Annotated in this window: 17 protein-coding genes and 1 other RNA gene; 10 read left to right on the forward strand and 8 right to left on the reverse strand. The window is 59.8% G+C overall.

The features are described 5' to 3' along the window. Nucleotides 1-2 precede the first annotated feature (2 nt). Both RT21_RS02755 and gpmI read right to left on the reverse strand, forming a co-directional pair. A complete protein-coding gene (locus RT21_RS02755) occupies nucleotides 3-1,262 on the reverse strand; it encodes a murein hydrolase activator EnvC family protein (protein ID WP_045423472.1) in 1,260 nt (419 codons plus the stop codon). A gap of 144 nt (nucleotides 1,263-1,406) precedes the next feature. Further along, nucleotides 1,407-2,942, reverse strand: coding sequence for a 2,3-bisphosphoglycerate-independent phosphoglycerate mutase (gene gpmI / locus RT21_RS02760; protein ID WP_046161521.1), 1,536 nt, complete (start codon nucleotides 2,940-2,942; stop codon nucleotides 1,407-1,409). A 141-nt stretch (nucleotides 2,943-3,083) separates the two neighbouring features. Here gpmI and RT21_RS02765 point away from each other — a divergent pair, with 141 nt between their 5' ends. The 3 genes from RT21_RS02765 (at nucleotide 3,084) to secB (ending at nucleotide 4,337) form a co-directional block, all read left to right on the forward strand. Beyond that, nucleotides 3,084-3,497: a rhodanese-like domain-containing protein gene (locus tag RT21_RS02765; protein ID WP_045423476.1), complete on the forward strand. Its 414-nt coding sequence runs from the start codon at nucleotides 3,084-3,086 to the stop codon at nucleotides 3,495-3,497. A gap of 2 nt (nucleotides 3,498-3,499) precedes the next feature. After that, nucleotides 3,500-3,754 (forward strand): glutaredoxin 3, encoded by a 255-nt coding sequence (gene grxC / locus RT21_RS02770; protein ID WP_045423478.1) that lies wholly within the window; start codon nucleotides 3,500-3,502, stop codon nucleotides 3,752-3,754. 88 nt (nucleotides 3,755-3,842) lie between these two features. Continuing rightward, nucleotides 3,843-4,337, forward strand: a complete 495-nt coding sequence (gene secB / locus RT21_RS02775) for a protein-export chaperone SecB (RefSeq protein ID WP_045423480.1) — start codon at nucleotides 3,843-3,845, stop codon at nucleotides 4,335-4,337. A 49-nt stretch (nucleotides 4,338-4,386) separates the two neighbouring features. Here secB and RT21_RS02780 read toward each other — a convergent pair whose 3' ends face one another. Then, complete coding sequence (locus tag RT21_RS02780; protein WP_046161522.1) at nucleotides 4,387-5,364, reverse strand: NADPH:quinone oxidoreductase family protein; 978 nt, start codon at nucleotides 5,362-5,364, stop codon at nucleotides 4,387-4,389. A gap of 186 nt (nucleotides 5,365-5,550) precedes the next feature. On the opposite strand from RT21_RS02780, the gene RT21_RS02785 reads away from it, so the two are divergent. After that, a complete protein-coding gene (locus RT21_RS02785; RefSeq protein ID WP_045423484.1) occupies nucleotides 5,551-5,958 on the forward strand; it encodes a flagellar basal body-associated protein FliL in 408 nt (135 codons plus the stop codon). 28 nt (nucleotides 5,959-5,986) lie between these two features. Here the strand turns inward: RT21_RS02785 and RT21_RS02790 are convergent, their stop codons facing one another. Then, nucleotides 5,987-6,436 (reverse strand): EVE domain-containing protein, encoded by a 450-nt coding sequence (locus RT21_RS02790; RefSeq protein WP_046161523.1) that lies wholly within the window; start codon nucleotides 6,434-6,436, stop codon nucleotides 5,987-5,989. A 157-nt stretch (nucleotides 6,437-6,593) separates the two neighbouring features. On the opposite strand from RT21_RS02790, the gene RT21_RS02795 reads away from it, so the two are divergent. Beyond that, nucleotides 6,594-6,779 carry a hypothetical protein gene (locus RT21_RS02795; RefSeq protein WP_045423487.1) on the forward strand — a complete coding sequence of 62 codons (186 nt, stop codon included), beginning with the start codon at nucleotides 6,594-6,596 and terminating at the stop codon, nucleotides 6,777-6,779. A gap of 50 nt (nucleotides 6,780-6,829) precedes the next feature. Here the strand turns inward: RT21_RS02795 and RT21_RS02800 are convergent, their stop codons facing one another. The 4 genes from RT21_RS02800 to RT21_RS02810 all read right to left on the reverse strand — a co-directional run bounded on the left by RT21_RS02800 (nucleotide 6,830) and on the right by RT21_RS02810 (nucleotide 8,171). Then, nucleotides 6,830-7,432, reverse strand: a complete 603-nt coding sequence (locus RT21_RS02800; protein WP_046161524.1) for a 5-formyltetrahydrofolate cyclo-ligase — start codon at nucleotides 7,430-7,432, stop codon at nucleotides 6,830-6,832. Between the two features lie 6 nt (nucleotides 7,433-7,438). Next, nucleotides 7,439-7,617, reverse strand: a non-coding RNA gene (ssrS, locus tag RT21_RS23155) — 6S RNA. A gap of 33 nt (nucleotides 7,618-7,650) precedes the next feature. Next, nucleotides 7,651-7,965, reverse strand: coding sequence for a cell division protein ZapA (locus RT21_RS02805; RefSeq protein ID WP_046161525.1), 315 nt, complete (start codon nucleotides 7,963-7,965; stop codon nucleotides 7,651-7,653). Next, nucleotides 7,962-8,171, reverse strand: a complete 210-nt coding sequence (locus RT21_RS02810; RefSeq protein WP_019341928.1) for a TIGR02449 family protein — start codon at nucleotides 8,169-8,171, stop codon at nucleotides 7,962-7,964. The genes RT21_RS02805 and RT21_RS02810 overlap by 4 nt, the downstream gene beginning before the upstream one ends. Nucleotides 8,172-8,295: 124 nt before the next feature. Here RT21_RS02810 and RT21_RS02815 point away from each other — a divergent pair, with 124 nt between their 5' ends. From RT21_RS02815 to RT21_RS02835, 5 genes are all read left to right on the forward strand, one after another. Beyond that, the gene (locus RT21_RS02815; RefSeq protein WP_046161526.1) at nucleotides 8,296-8,850 is read left to right on the forward strand and encodes a YecA/YgfB family protein; all 555 of its coding nucleotides are present in this window, start codon (nucleotides 8,296-8,298) and stop codon (nucleotides 8,848-8,850) included. Nucleotides 8,851-8,863: 13 nt separating this feature from the next. Continuing rightward, nucleotides 8,864-10,195 (forward strand): Xaa-Pro aminopeptidase, encoded by a 1,332-nt coding sequence (pepP, locus tag RT21_RS02820; protein WP_046161527.1) that lies wholly within the window; start codon nucleotides 8,864-8,866, stop codon nucleotides 10,193-10,195. Further along, nucleotides 10,196-11,374 (forward strand): 2-octaprenyl-6-methoxyphenyl hydroxylase, encoded by a 1,179-nt coding sequence (gene ubiH / locus RT21_RS02825; RefSeq protein ID WP_046161528.1) that lies wholly within the window; start codon nucleotides 10,196-10,198, stop codon nucleotides 11,372-11,374. A 136-nt stretch (nucleotides 11,375-11,510) separates the two neighbouring features. Beyond that, nucleotides 11,511-12,731, forward strand: coding sequence for a 2-octaprenyl-3-methyl-6-methoxy-1,4-benzoquinol hydroxylase (locus RT21_RS02830; protein ID WP_046161529.1), 1,221 nt, complete (start codon nucleotides 11,511-11,513; stop codon nucleotides 12,729-12,731). Between the two features lie 101 nt (nucleotides 12,732-12,832). Next, nucleotides 12,833-13,834 (forward strand): extracellular solute-binding protein, encoded by a 1,002-nt coding sequence (locus tag RT21_RS02835; RefSeq protein ID WP_046161530.1) that lies wholly within the window; start codon nucleotides 12,833-12,835, stop codon nucleotides 13,832-13,834. Nucleotides 13,835-13,843: the final 9 nt, after the last annotated feature.

Genomic DNA, 13,843 nt, shown 5'->3' on the forward strand with positions numbered 1-13,843 from the left:
GCTTATCCCTGCGCACGACACCATTGTGCCGGATCGCTCGGGCGACCCTGTTGGCGAATGGCGAAATACAGTGCGGCAGCTTCTTGCCCGCCACTGGTTCCTACGGTGGCGATCGGATCGCCCGCCTTGACGATGTCTCCTGCATCACGCAGCAGGCTCTGGTTGTGCCCATAAAGGCTCAGGTAGCCGTTGCCGTGATCGAGGATCACCAACAGGCCGGCGCCACGCAACCAATCAGCGAATACCACCCGGCCCCCGTGCACGGCTCGGACCTGGGTACCAACGTCGGCGCCGATCAGCACGCCGTCCCACTTGGTTCGAGCGTCGCCACCGCGGGGAGTGCCATAGCGTGCCACCAATCTTCCGTCTACCGGCCAGGGCAACTTGCCCTTGGCCTTGGCGAAAGGACCGCCAAAATTCCCGCCAGCGCTTGAGACTATTGGGCCGGCCGGTGCTGATGGAGTGCGGCCGGCCTGTTGCTGGCGTGCCTGCTCTTCGCGGGCCTCGGCCAACGCGCGTTGACGCGCCTGCTCGGCTTCACGCGCCTGGCGAGCAAGGGTTTCTTCGATGGTCTTGAGCACCCGCTCCAGCTGCGCCTGCTCCTGCTTGCGTGCTTTGAGCTTCTGGTCGCGGCTGGACAAGTCTTTATCAAGTTTGGCCAGCGTTACCTGACGCTCCTTGCGGACTTCGGCCAGTTGCTCGCGGCGTTGTTTGAGGCCGTCCTGCTGTTCGGCTAGTGTTGCCTGCTGCTTCTGAATGCCGGCTTCTACGCCGGCCAGTTGGCGTAGCGTCTCGTTAAAGCTTTCGAGCTGCTCGAAGCGGGCTTTGCTGAGATAGTCATAGTAGGTCAGCGTGCGGCTGAATTTTTCTGGATTCTGTTGGTTGAGCAGCAGCTTCAGGTATTCCTGGCGGCCGCTCTGATAAGCCGCGCGCGCCTGAATGCCAATCAGGCGCTGTTGTTCGAGGCGCGCACCTTCAAGCGTGGCTTTCTCGTCGTTGAGGCGTTCCAGCTCGGCTTCGCTGCGATCGATTTCCTGCTGCAAAGAGTCGACCTGTTTCTCCAGCTGACCCATCTCGCTTTCGGTAGTCTGCAGTTGCTTCTGGACCGTGGATTTCTCCTGTTCGATCTGCTTGAGCAGCTTCTGCAATTCCGCGACGTCCTGGCGCGCCGCTTCGATCTGCTTGCGCGCATCGGCGCGCTCGTCGGCCATGGCTGGGCCAAGCAGGCAAAAAAGCGCTAATACAAGAAGAATACGGGGCATGAGAGGGCGTAACCGTGAGTTCAACGACTGCCGTAGTATGCCTAAAAACCAAGCTGGAAGCTTGAACCCCAGAGCTGGAGGTAACAGCCTGGCTTCCAGCTTCCAGCTTCCAGCTTCCAGCTTCCAGCTTCCAGCTTCCAGCTATCAGCTCAGCTCGACAATTGAGCGGCCGGTCATTTCTGCCGGTACCGGCATGCCGAGCAGCGTCAGCATGGTCGGTGCGACATCGGCGAGCACGCCGCCTTCTCGGATGGTCAGGTTACGCTTGCCAACATAGATGAAGGGAACCGGCTCGCAAGTATGGGCGGTGTGCGCCTGGCCGGTCATGACGTCCTCCATCTGCTCGACGTTGCCGTGATCGGCGGTGATCAACGCTTCGCCTCCGACCTTTTCCAACGCTTCAACGATCCGTCCGACACACTTGTCCAGGCATTCCACCGCCTTGACCGCGGCCTCGAACACGCCGGTGTGGCCAACCATGTCGCCGTTGGCGTAGTTGACGATGATCACGTCGTAACGCTGGTTCTCGATGGCCTCGACGATGCGATCGGTCACTTCGGGCGCGCTCATCTCAGGCTGCATGTCGTAAGTGGCGACTTGCGGAGACGGAATCAAAATGCGCTCTTCGCCCGCAAAGGGGTCCTCGCGGCCGCCGGAGAAGAAGAAGGTGACGTGGGCGTATTTCTCGGTCTCAGCAATGCGCAGTTGGGTCTTGCCGTTGTTGGCGAGATATTCGCCGAGCACGTTGGTCAGGCCTTCCGGGGCAAACGCGCTGGGCGCCGGGATGCTTGCTGCATATTGCGTCAGCATGACGAAGCCAGCCAGTTGCGGTACCCGGGCGCGCTGGAACTCGCTGAAGCCAGGCTCGACGAAGCAGCGCGTCAGTTCACGTGCACGGTCGGCGCGGAAGTTCATGAACACCACGGCATCGCCATCCTCGACACGGACCGGCTCGCCAATGGTGGTGGCCTTGACGAACTCGTCGCTCTCGCCGCGCTCATAGGCGGCTATCAAACCGTCAACAGCATAATCGGAGTGGTAGTCGGCTTTGCCGTCAACGATCAGGCTGTACGCCTGCTCGACCCGGTCCCAGCGGTTGTCACGGTCCATGGCGAAGTAGCGCCCGATCAGGCTTGCAACCCGCCCTTTGCCCAGACGGGTGAAGGTCGCTTGCATAAGTTCGATGGAGTGCTGGGCGCTCTTGGGCGGCGTGTCGCGGCCATCAAGGAAGGCATGCAGGTAGATTTTTTCGGCGCCGCGCTTTGCGGCCAGCTCAGCCATGGCAACCAGATGATCCTGGTGGCTGTGAACGCCTCCGTCGGAAAGCAGGCCGAGGATATGCACGGCCTTGCCTGCACCCACTGCCTTATCGACGGCGGTGCAGATGGTGGGGTTTTCGAAGAACTCGCCGTCGCGGATGGATTTGGTGACCTTCGTGAAGTCCTGGTACACAACGCGGCCCGCGCCCAGGTTCATGTGGCCCACTTCGGAATTGCCCATCTGCCCGTCCGGCAGACCCACATCCATGCCGCTGCCAGAGATCAGTCCGTGCGGTTGGCTGGCGAGCAGGCGGTCATAGACGGGCTTGTTGGCGGCGTGGATGGCATTGAATTCAGGATTGTCGCTGTGTCCGAAGCCGTCGAGAATGATCAATACCAGGGGTTTGGGCGCGGCGGGCATGTGTCTGGCTCCTTGCACGGGGTCGCGAAAAAAGGCGGCCAGTCTAATAGTTGGCCGGTTGGGCGTCACGATTCGCAGGGTTCAGCCTGGTGGGGGGGCTGTGTATACTGGCCCGCATTTTATCCCCCGGGTACCCTTTAGATGGTCGCTAACCTGATTGAATTTGTCTCTAACCACTATGTTCTTGTCAGCATCTTCTTGGTGTTGCTTGTGCTTCTCGCCATCACCGAGGCACGCAAGGGCGGCAAGAGCCTGAGCAACCGCGAGCTGACCGGTCTGGTCAACCGCGACGAAGGCGTGGTGTTGGACGTGCGCGCGAAGAAGGAGTTCGACGCGGGCCATATTGTCGACTCATTGAACATTCCCCACGAGAAGCTGGTCAGCCGACTGGGCGAGCTGGAAAAGCACAAGGGCAAGACCATCGTGGTCGTTGATGCCATGGGCCAGCACGCCGGAACGGCCTGCCGTGAACTGCAGAAGGCGGGCTTCACTGCCGCGAAGCTGTCCGGAGGGATTTCCAGCTGGCGCGGCGAAAATCTGCCAGTGGTTAAATAATTATGTCCAAAGTCGTCATGTACACCACCGCCTGGTGCCCGTTTTGCATCAGGGCTAAGAGCCTGCTTGATCGCAAGGGCGTCAGCTACGAGGAAATCCCCGTCGACGGTAAGCCTGCGTTGCGCTCGGAGATGGCGGCAAAGGCTGGGAGAACATCTGTCCCGCAAATTTGGATTGGTGACGAACACGTTGGTGGCTGCGATGAGCTGCACGCGTTGGAGCGAGCTGGCCGCCTGGACGCGATGCTTCAGGCGTGACTCGAATAAAACGGCCTGTCGGTAGCGGGTGAAACCTTGCTACGGGCGGCGCGACTCAAACTCGACATGCACAACAAGAAGGCTTCACATGACTGAACAAGCAAACAACGGTGCCGCCGCAGGTCAGGAAGAGCAGGGCGCGCAGTTTTCCCTGCAGCGGATCTATGTCCGTGACCTCTCTTTCGAAGCCCCGAAAAGTCCGGAAATCTTCCGCCAAGAATGGAATCCGAGCGTTGCGCTGGATCTGAACACTAAGCAGAAGTCGCTGGAAGGTGATTTCCATGAGGTGGTGCTGACGCTTTCCGTAACCGTCAAGACCGGTGAGGAAGTGGCGTTCATTGCTGAAGTTCAGCAGGCCGGTATCTTCTTGATCAAGGGCCTCGAAGCGCAGGCCATGAGCCATACGCTTGGTGCGTTTTGCCCAAATATCCTGTTCCCCTATGCGCGGGAAACACTCGACAGCCTGGTCACGCGCGGCTCCTTCCCTGCTTTGATGCTGGCGCCGGTGAACTTCGACGCGCTCTACGCCCAGGAAATGGCGCGCATGCAGCAGGGCGGCGAGAGTCCAGCTACCGCCCATTGATTCGGCGGCCGCTCGTTGCACACAGCTGTGGGCAACGAGCGGATCCTCTTTAGCGGACCTTCACGACCAGCTTGCCCACCGCCTTGCGCTGCCCCAGCGTATTGATTGCATCGGCTACCTGCTCCAGGGCAAATGTCTGTGACACCAGTGGCTTCAGCTTGCCCTCGGCGTGCCATGCGAAAAGCTGCTTGAAGTTGGCCGCGTTGTCGTGTGGCTGCCGTTGGGCAAAGGACCCCCAGAACACACCCACAAGCGAGGCGCCTTTCAGAAGTGGCAGGTTGGCGGGAAGCGATGGGATATCTCCTGCTGCGAAACCGACCACCAGCATGCGACCATTCCAGGCGATGCTACGAAACGCTTCTTCGAACAGTGCGCCGCCAACCGGGTCGTAGATGACGTCGACGCCCTGGCCAGCAGTAAGCTCTTTCAGCTTTTCCTTGAGGCTGGTTTCGCTGTAGTTGATGAGTTCGTCAGCTCCTGCTTTTTTTGCCACTTCCAGCTTCTCGGCAGTCGAGGCGGCGGCAATGACTTTTGCCCCCATTGCCTTGCCGATCTCTACGGCAGCCAGGCCGACCCCGCCGGACGCGCCGAGAACCAGCAAGGTTTCGCCCGGCTGCAGGTTGGCGCGCTGCTTCAGTGCATGCATCGAGGTGCCGTAGGTCATGCTAAAAGCCGCGGCGGTCTCAAAATCCATCTCCTGAGGGATCGGCAATACGTTGTGCCCAGGTACCGCGACCTGTTCAGCGAAACTGCCCCAGCCGGTTAGACCCATGACGCGGTCACCGACCTTCAGGTGAGTAATCTTTTCGCCTACGGCCGCGACCACCCCAGCCGCCTCGCCACCTGGGGAAAACGGAAACGGTGGCTTGAACTGATACTTGCCCTCGATGATCAGTGTGTCTGGGAAGTTGACGCCCGCTGCGTGCACATCGAGCAGCACGTCGCCCTTCTTGATCTGAGGGCTGTCGCACTCTTCTACGACGAGATTTTCGGCCGGGCCGAATGCTTTGCACAGGACAGCTTTCATCGAGTTTCCTTTTATTGTCGTATCTGGACTGATGGCACTCATGGCCTGGGTTGTGTCCGGTCAGTCTAGAAGGCTGCTCGGGCGACGCAACGAGCATGCTCGGCTCTGATGGCAATTCATAAGGCTGGGCTTGGGTCCGTGCGTATCACTGGGTATGCTGGTGCCAATAGCCTTAGGAGCAGCTCTGTGAAACGCATCATTCTTCTCTGTCTGGCCCTGGGCCTCGCGCTGCCCGTATTCGCCAACTCCCCCGAGCCCGAAGAGGGCGCAGCTGCAAAGACTATCTACTACGGGTTGGTACCCGCATTGGTCGGCAACTATGGCTCCGACGGTAAGCTCAAGTACTACAAGGCAGATATCGCGCTGCGAGTAACCGGCAGCGAAGCCGAGGCCAAGGTCAAGCACCATGAGCCGCTCATTCGGAATCAGCTGGTCATACTGTTTTCCCAGCAAACGGACGCCAGTCTCGGCTCGGTCGAAGCCAAGGAAGCGTTACGTCAGGAAGCGCTCAAACAGGTACAGGCGGTGTTGACTCAAGAAGAAGGCAAGCCCTTGGTCGACGACCTTCTGTTCAACAATCTGATCATTCAGTAACCGTGGTTCCAGCGGGCGGCTTGCTGAGTCAACGGAGTGAAAGCACGGCCTGCCATTCCGTCTCGGTAACAGGCATGACCGAGAGCCGGCTACCTTTCTTGACGAGCGGCATCTGCGAAAGCGCCGGCTGCGCTTTCAGTTGGGGCAGGGTCAATGTCACCGGAAAACGCTCGACGAAGCCTACGTCCACAGCATCCCAGGGATTTTTGGGCGTAGTTGCCTTCGCATCGTAATACGGGCTAGCAGAATCCAGTGCAGTTGGGTCCTGATAAGCGCTGCGGGTGATTTTTCCGATACCGGCGATACCCGGTACTGCGCAGCTGGAGTGATAGAAGAAGAATAGGTCCCCCTCGGTCATGTTTCGTAGAAAGTTGCGCGCTTGATAATTGCGCACACCGTCCCAGCGACCAGTTCCTAGTTGCTGTAGGTTTGCGATTGAAAACTCGTCGGGTTCGGACTTCATGAGCCAGTACGGCATGGTCTTTGCTCGCTGCTATCTGCATCTTGGGTCCTCAAGCGAAACTCCCCGACAACCGGTCGCAACGCCTGTTTGCGTGGCATCGGTGCATAGCGGAGAATGCCGCGCTTGAGGTTGGCATTGTCGAGTCTGAAAAACTAAAACGATACTGACTCGAATGAAACTATTCGCCTGGCAGGGGGAGGCGAAAACTATGAAACGCAAGCCAGATATTCTTTGGATATTGGTGCTGATCTTCGGCCTCGGTGTCGTCACTACCGGCTATACGCAGGGCCTTTGGGAGCAATCAGGAGATTCGTCTTCGATGGTTCCGATCAGTCACTCTCAGCAGCTTCAACGCTGATCGAGTCTGCCGCATGGATGCGGCTAGCGACACTCTCCGCATCACCCGCCTCATCCCCCGTACCAACTCTGGTCCGTCACGGTAGCCTGCAGACTCACATCCCAGGGTTCTAGCGGTAGTCTGTCCACCTTCTGGCACTCATGCGCGAGCCCAAGAAGTGTCGGTTTGTGACCATTTTTGCGCCTGCCGCGATATGCCAGGCTTCGGTCGTAAAAGCCGCCGCCCATGCCCAGGCGCCCACCGTCCTCGTCAAACCCCACCAAAGGCATCAGTACCAGATCGAGTGTCCAGATGCGCCTTTGCCGGTTCGGGCGAAGCGCGGGTTCTGCAATGCCAAAGCGATTCGGCGCCAGGCGCTCGTTCGGCATGAGCCGTTGAAACACCATGCGTGTCCGCGGCCAGGCGTTGAGCACTGGCAGATAGGTCGCCTTGCCGCGACGCTGCGCTTCAAGCATTAACGGGCGGGGGTCGATCTCGCCGTCGTTGGGCAGATAAAAGGCGATGTGGCGAGCCCGGCGAAAAATCGGGTGCTGGGCCAGTTGTCGGTAGAGATTTCGTGCTGCCCGACGTTGCTGAGTCGGAGAAAGCTGGCGGCGCGCTTGGCGCAACTGACGTCGCAGCGCCGGGCGAGAAAGGCCTTCGGCTACGATCATGAAATGAGGCTCCCCAGCATGCCGCTGCCCGCGTAGGCCCTTGAACCCGAGAGTTCAAGGTGGCGACTACAGAGTACCTTAAGGCTTTCCGTCAGGCGGACATGCACACCGGCACTACGTGTAGCCTCCATTGTGTTGCTTATCGGGAGAGGGTCATCGCCGACTGGCGAACATGCCAGGGAGTGAGCGGGATTATAACGCAATCTGGCTACCGTTCATCAGTTGCCGGTTGGGTTTGGATCGGCGGCCAGTGCGCTGTCGACTCGTTCTAGCAGGGAACGTACATGCTCCCGTGCGCTGTTGGCTTCGGCATCCAGTCGGTCGTGCTTATGTAGCAGCTCGTGAGTGATGTTCAGCGCGGCCATGACTGCAACGCGATCAGCGCCGATGACTTTGCCGCTGCTGCGGATCTCACGCATTTTGCGGTCCAGGTAATGGGCGGCGCCTTCCAGATTGCTGCGTTCTTCGGGTGGGCAGGAGATGCAATATTCCTTGTCCATGATGTGCACGGTAACGGTGTTCGGCTGGGTCATGAGTCCTGCTCCAGAGCTTTCAGGCGCGAAATCATTGATTCGACCTTCACGCGGGCCATTTCGTTCTTTTCGATCAGATGAGCGCGCTCCTCGCGCCACGCCTGCTCACTCTGTCGCAGGAGTCGATTCTGCGCCTTGAGTTGTTCGGTACGCTGAATCAGCTGCTCCAGCTTGGCAGTCAGCAATTGCAGGTCGGCGTCTTCCATGGGATTCCCGGGTCAGTGGCGCGAGCGCTGGGTGGGCCGGCTTCGATGGTCTTGGCTCGTATGCCGATGCTAGGATACAAGGCCTTCATTCTAGACATTAGCGCCTCTGCGCGCCTAGCTGCCAATGCCCATTCAGAACTCGCCTTACGCTGCTTTCGCTACATTGTTGGCCAGCAGTGCCCAACCCGTCACACCCGCCGAGCTACATGGACTGTTGCTCGGGCGCAGCTGCGCCGGCGCTGGTTTCGATGCCGAAACCTGGCTGAGCGATGCTGTCGAGCTGCTTGGTGCTGAACCTGACGAGCCGGTGCGCCAAGCACTTATCGGACTGCAAGAAATGGTCAAAGGCGAACTCGCCGGTGATGACATCACCATCGTCCTGCTGCTGCCGAGCGATGAAGCATCGCTGACCGAGCGTGCGCTGGCTCTGGGTCAGTGGTGCCAGAGTTTCCTGACAGGATTTGGCCTGGTCGCCGGCGATCGTGCGCTGAGCGGCGAAGCGATGGAAGTGCTTCAGGATCTGGCGGCCATCGCGCAGATCCAGGACTCGCTGGATGAGTCCGAAGATGGCGAGAATGACTACATGGAGGTCACGGAATACCTGCGCGTAGCGCCCCTGCTGCTATTCACTGAGTGCGCTAAGCCGGTACCGCCGACGCCCAAGCCTTCCCTGCATTGAGGACCGCTCGTCCATGACCCGTATCCCCAAGTCGGAATATGTCCGCCGGCGCAAGGCGCTGATGGCTGAGATGGAACCTAACAGCATCGCCATCCTGCCGGCCGCGCCGATGTACATTCGCAACCGCGACGTCGAGCACATCTACCGTCAGGACAGTGATTTTCAATATCTCTCCGGATTTCCCGAGCCAGAGGCAGTGATTGCGCTGATCCCAGGTCGAGAGCACGGCGAGTATGTGCTGTTCTGTCGCGAACGCGATCCGGCTCGCGAGTTATGGGATGGTCTGCGCGCGGGTCAGGATGGCGCGATTTCGGACTACGGCGCTGATGATGCCTTCCCCATCGGCGATATAGACGACATCCTTCCCGGTCTGATCGAAGGACGTTCACGCGTCTATTACGCGATCGGCAGCAACCAAGAATTCGATCATCGCTTGATGGAATGGATCAACACGATCCGCTCCAAGGCCCGTCAGGGGGCGCAGCCGCCGAACGAATTCGTCGCCCTCGACCATCTGCTGCACGACCTGCGCCTGTACAAGTCGGCGAACGAAATAAAGGTGATGAAGCACGCAGCGGAGATCTCAGCGCGCGCCCATATCCGTGCCATGCAGGCCAGCCGTGCTGGACTCTACGAATACCATCTCGAAGCCGAGCTGGATTACGAGTTCCGCAAAGGCGGAGCGAAGATGCCGGCCTACGGTTCCATCGTCGCGGCCGGAAAGAACGCTTGCATCCTGCACTACCGTGAGAACGACGCGCTGCTCAAGGATGGCGACCTGGTGCTGATAGACGCCGGCTGTGAAATTGATTGCTACGCCAGCGACATTACCCGCACCTTTCCGGTCAGCGGCCGCTTTTCGCCCGAGCAGAAAGCTATTTATGAGCTGGTCCTGGCTGCCAACGAAGAAGCCTTCAAGCATATCGCGCCCGGCAGGCATTGGAACGAGGCCCACGAGGCGACCGTTCGGGTAATCACAGCCGGATTGGTCGAGCTGGGATTGCTCCAGGGTGACGTCGATGAGCTGATTGCCGCCGAAGCCTACAAACCCTTCTACATGCACCGCGCCGGCCACTGGTTGGGCATGGACGTGCATGATGTCGGCGATTACAAGGTCGGCGGCGAATGGCGCGTGCTGGAGCCCGGCATGGCGATGACCGTCGAGCCGGGCATCTATGTTGCGGCTGACAATCAGGACGTGGCAAAGAAGTGGCGCGGCATCGGCGTACGCATCGAAGATGATGTGGTGGTCACCCGCAACGGTTGCGAAATTCTTACTGGCGGTGTGCCTAAGTCCGTTGACGAGATCGAGGCACTGATGGCGGTTTCCGCCGAGGTCGCGTAGATGGCAACGTTGGCGATCATCGGAGGTGGGCTGGTCGGCGCGAGTTTGGCGTTGGCACTGCAAAGTGGAGCGAAACAGCGTGGCTGGACGATCGAGCTGATCGAGCCGTTCGAGCCGGGCAACCACTACCAGCCCAGCTATGACGCGCGTTCTACCGCGTTGTCCTACGGGACCCGGCTTATTTACCAGCGCCTGGGTATATGGGATCAGATCGCCGAACGTGCAGAGCCAATCACCGATATCCATATATCGGACCGCGGTCGTGCAGGTGTCACCAGGCTTGACGCTAGTAGTCAGCGTGTCCCGGCGCTGGGTTATGTCGTGGAAAACGCCTGGATCGGCCATTGTCTCTGGCAAGCACTCGATGACGACGTAGTGGTTCGCCATTGCCCTGCTGAAGTCGAGCAGATGCGAGCCGTGCCGGGCGGCTATCAGCTGACATTGACCGACAGTCAGACGCTCGACTGTGATCTCGCGGTTCTGGCCGATGGTGGTCGCTCAGGGTTGCGTGAGCAGCTCGGCATCAAAATCAAGCAATCGCCCTATTGGCAAACGGCGCTGATCGCCAATGTTACGCCCGGTATGCCGCACGGGGGGCGCGCGTTCGAGCGCTTCACCGATGAGGGGCCGATGGCGTTGCTGCCGCTGCCGGATAACCGCTGCGCTCTGGTCTGGACTCGGCCGGAACGGGATGCAGCGCGTCTTGCCGCGCTCCCTGAAGCGGAGTTCCTCGAAGAGCTCCAGCAGGCGTTCGGCTATCGGCTTGGCGGTTTTCAGCAGGTTGGCGCGCGGCACCTCTATCCGCTTGTGCTGATCGAGGCTGAAGAGCAGGTTCGCTCTGGCCTGGTCGTACTGGGTAATGCTGCGCACAGCTTGCACCCTATCGCCGGGCAGGGTTACAACCTTTCCCTCCGTGACACCGAGGCCCTTGCGGTCGCGCTCTTGGGCAGTTCGGCGCCTCCGGGCGACCTGGGCGTATTGCAGGCTTACCATCAAAAGCAGCGCTCGGACCAGCGCGTCACGGTGGGTTTTTCCGATCAACTGACCCAGCTGTTCGGTGATTCGGGGCGCCTTTTCATTGCCGGGCGGAATCTTGGATTGCTGGGGCTGGATCTGCTGCCGCCCGCCAAGGCCTGGTTCGCGAGACAGGCAATGGGAATGGGCGTACGCGAGCGTTAGGGCCGCGTTAAATGCTCCGTCGATGCGCGACCAGTAGCTGCCACGCTGAGCCGTAAGGCACGATGCTCGAGCGAGCGTTAGCGCAGTCGAGCGGACCTACCAAATTTGCAGGCTAGGCGAACAGGAGAGAGCAGTAATGCAAGCGGACCTCATCATCGTTGGCGCTGGGATGGTTGGCAGTACCTTGGCCCTGGCCCTGCAGGATTCCGGCCTCACCATCAAACTGGTCGACGGCGGACCGCTGGAAGTGCAGCCGTTCAAACCCTCGGACTCCTTCGAGCCTCGCGTCAGTGCCCTGTCGGCTGCCAGTCAGCGGATTCTCCAGCGTGTGGGCGCCTGGCAGGGGATTGTTGATCGACGCGCTAGTCCCTATCTGGACATGCACGTGTGGGATGGCTCCGGCACTGGCCATATTGATTTCTCCGCGGCCGCGGTGCATGCCGATGTATTGGGTCACATCGTCGAGAATCGTGTCGTGCAGGATGCTCTGCTGGAGGCGCTGAAGAGCCGTGGTTCGGTGGAGCTCAAGGGCAACGCCCGTCTTGAGCAGCTGCAGCAGAACGATAACGGTTGGACGCTGACGATGGATGACGGTCAGCAGCTGAGCGCCGGACTTATAGTCGCTGCCGACGGCGCCAACTCTACGGTCCGCCAACTGGCCGGCTGCGAAACCCGCGAATGGGATTATCTGCATCACGCCATAGTCACCAGCGTGCGCTGTGTTGAGCCGAACCAGCAGGCTGCGTGGCAGCGCTTCACCGACGAAGGACCGCTGGCATTCCTGCCCTTACAGCGGGAGGGCGACGCCCATTGGTGCTCCATCGTCTGGTCTGTCACGGAGGCCGAGGCGCAGCGGTTGATGGCGCTGGACGATGATGCGTTTTGTCAGGCGCTTGGTCGCGCCTTCGAATATCGCTTGGGTGAAATAGTCGAGGCCGATCCGCGCTTATGCATCCCGCTGCGCCAACGCCATGCAAAACGTTACGTACAGCCCGGGTTGGCATTGATTGGCGACGCTGCTCACACCATTCATCCGTTGGCCGGGCAGGGCGTCAACCTTGGGTTGCTCGACGCAGCGGTGCTTGCAGAAGTGATCCAGGGCGCGGTATCGCGTGGTGTTCGGCTGGGTGACCCGCGGGTGTTGGGGCGTTTCGAGCGGCGTCGGATGCCCCATAACTTGGCCATGATGGCGGCAATGGAGGGGTTCGAGCGCTTGTTCCAAGCCGACCCACTGCCGCTGCGTTGGTTGCGTAATGCCGGGTTGAAAGGTGTTCAGGCTCTGCCCGCAGCCAAAGCGCTGTTCGTTCGCCAAGCGCTGGGCTTGAGCGGCGATATGCCGGAGCTGGCTAGGCTCTGATCGACTAGGGGTCTGCCGCTGGATGCGCGAATTGTCGCGTTGAGAAAGTAAATGACATTCACTACTATTCAGCCTCTTGAACAAATCTAAGAGGCTGATCCATGCAGGCAAGCAAAGGTTTACTCGCCGTTCTCGCGCTCACCGCGCTGTCGAGTGCTGTACAGGCTGCCGAAGAAGTAGTGGTCTACTCTTCGCGGATCGATGAGCTGATCAAGCCGGTTTTCGATGCCTACACGGCCAAGACCGGCGTCAACGTCAAGTTCATCACGGACAAAGAAGCGCCGCTGATGGCCCGCATCAAGGCCGAAGGCGAAAACACGCCGGCGGATCTGCTCCTGACGGTAGATGGTGGCAACCTCTGGCAGGCCGAGCAGATGGGCATCCTGCAGCCGATGAACTCGGCGGTAGTTAACGACAACATCCCTTCGCAGTACCGCTCCTCTACTGATGGCTGGACGGGTTTGTCGCTGCGGGCGCGGACCATCGTTTATTCACCCGAGCGTGTGGAAGAGGGTGAGCTGACGACCTACGAAGCCCTCGCCGACAAGAACTGGGAAGGCCGTCTGTGCCTGCGGACCAGCAAAAAAGTTTACAACCAGTCCCTGACCGCTACCCTGATCGAAACCCATGGCGCCGAGAAGACCGAAGAAATCATCAAGGGTTGGGTCAATAATCTTGCTACAGACGTGTTTGCCGACGACACCGCGTTGGTTCAGGCAATCGATGCCGGTCAGTGTGATGTAGGTATCGTCAACACTTACTACTACGGCCGCCTGCACGCGCAAAACCCGGATCTGAAAGCCAAGCTTTTCTGGCCGAATCAGGATGGTCGCGGTGTACACGTCAACCTGTCGGGCATCGGCCTGACCAAGCATGCGCCGCACCCCGAGGCTGCACGCAAGCTGGTCGAGTGGATGACCACCCCCGAAGCGCAAAGCATCTTTGCCGATATCAACATGGAGTTTCCGGCGAACCCCGAGGTAAAGTCTTCGGCTGAGGTCTCTGCTTGGGGTGATTTCAAGGCGGACACTATCCCGGTCGAAGTTGCCGGCAAGCGCCAGGCTGAAGCGATCATGCTGATGGACCGCGCTGGTTGGCGATAAGCAGCTTTT

Source organism: Pseudomonas sp. 10B238 (genome assembly GCF_000970615.1).
In the GTDB taxonomy this organism is placed as follows: domain Bacteria; phylum Pseudomonadota; class Gammaproteobacteria; order Pseudomonadales; family Pseudomonadaceae; genus Stutzerimonas.

Bases quoted from the DNA above. Each gene is read 5' to 3' on its own strand.
- RT21_RS02755 (WP_045423472.1), bottom strand. From the start codon at position 1,262: ATGCCCCGTATTCTTCTTGTATTAGCGCTTTTTTGCCTGCTTGGCCCA.
- gpmI (WP_046161521.1), bottom strand. From the start codon at position 2,942: ATGCCCGCCGCGCCCAAACCCCTGGTATTGATCATTCTCGACGGCTTC.
- RT21_RS02765 (WP_045423476.1), top strand. From the start codon at position 3,084: ATGGTCGCTAACCTGATTGAATTTGTCTCTAACCACTATGTTCTTGTC.
- grxC (WP_045423478.1), top strand. From the start codon at position 3,500: ATGTCCAAAGTCGTCATGTACACCACCGCCTGGTGCCCGTTTTGCATC.
- secB (WP_045423480.1), top strand. From the start codon at position 3,843: ATGACTGAACAAGCAAACAACGGTGCCGCCGCAGGTCAGGAAGAGCAG.
- RT21_RS02780 (WP_046161522.1), bottom strand. From the start codon at position 5,364: ATGAAAGCTGTCCTGTGCAAAGCATTCGGCCCGGCCGAAAATCTCGTC.
- RT21_RS02790 (WP_046161523.1), bottom strand. From the start codon at position 6,436: ATGCCGTACTGGCTCATGAAGTCCGAACCCGACGAGTTTTCAATCGCA.
- RT21_RS02795 (WP_045423487.1), top strand. From the start codon at position 6,594: ATGAAACTATTCGCCTGGCAGGGGGAGGCGAAAACTATGAAACGCAAG.
- RT21_RS02800 (WP_046161524.1), bottom strand. From the start codon at position 7,432: ATGATCGTAGCCGAAGGCCTTTCTCGCCCGGCGCTGCGACGTCAGTTG.
- RT21_RS02805 (WP_046161525.1), bottom strand. From the start codon at position 7,965: ATGACCCAGCCGAACACCGTTACCGTGCACATCATGGACAAGGAATAT.
- RT21_RS02810 (WP_019341928.1), bottom strand. From the start codon at position 8,171: ATGGAAGACGCCGACCTGCAATTGCTGACTGCCAAGCTGGAGCAGCTG.
- RT21_RS02815 (WP_046161526.1), top strand. From the start codon at position 8,296: ATGCCCATTCAGAACTCGCCTTACGCTGCTTTCGCTACATTGTTGGCC.
- pepP (WP_046161527.1), top strand. From the start codon at position 8,864: ATGACCCGTATCCCCAAGTCGGAATATGTCCGCCGGCGCAAGGCGCTG.
- ubiH (WP_046161528.1), top strand. From the start codon at position 10,196: ATGGCAACGTTGGCGATCATCGGAGGTGGGCTGGTCGGCGCGAGTTTG.
- RT21_RS02830 (WP_046161529.1), top strand. From the start codon at position 11,511: ATGCAAGCGGACCTCATCATCGTTGGCGCTGGGATGGTTGGCAGTACC.
- RT21_RS02835 (WP_046161530.1), top strand. From the start codon at position 12,833: ATGCAGGCAAGCAAAGGTTTACTCGCCGTTCTCGCGCTCACCGCGCTG.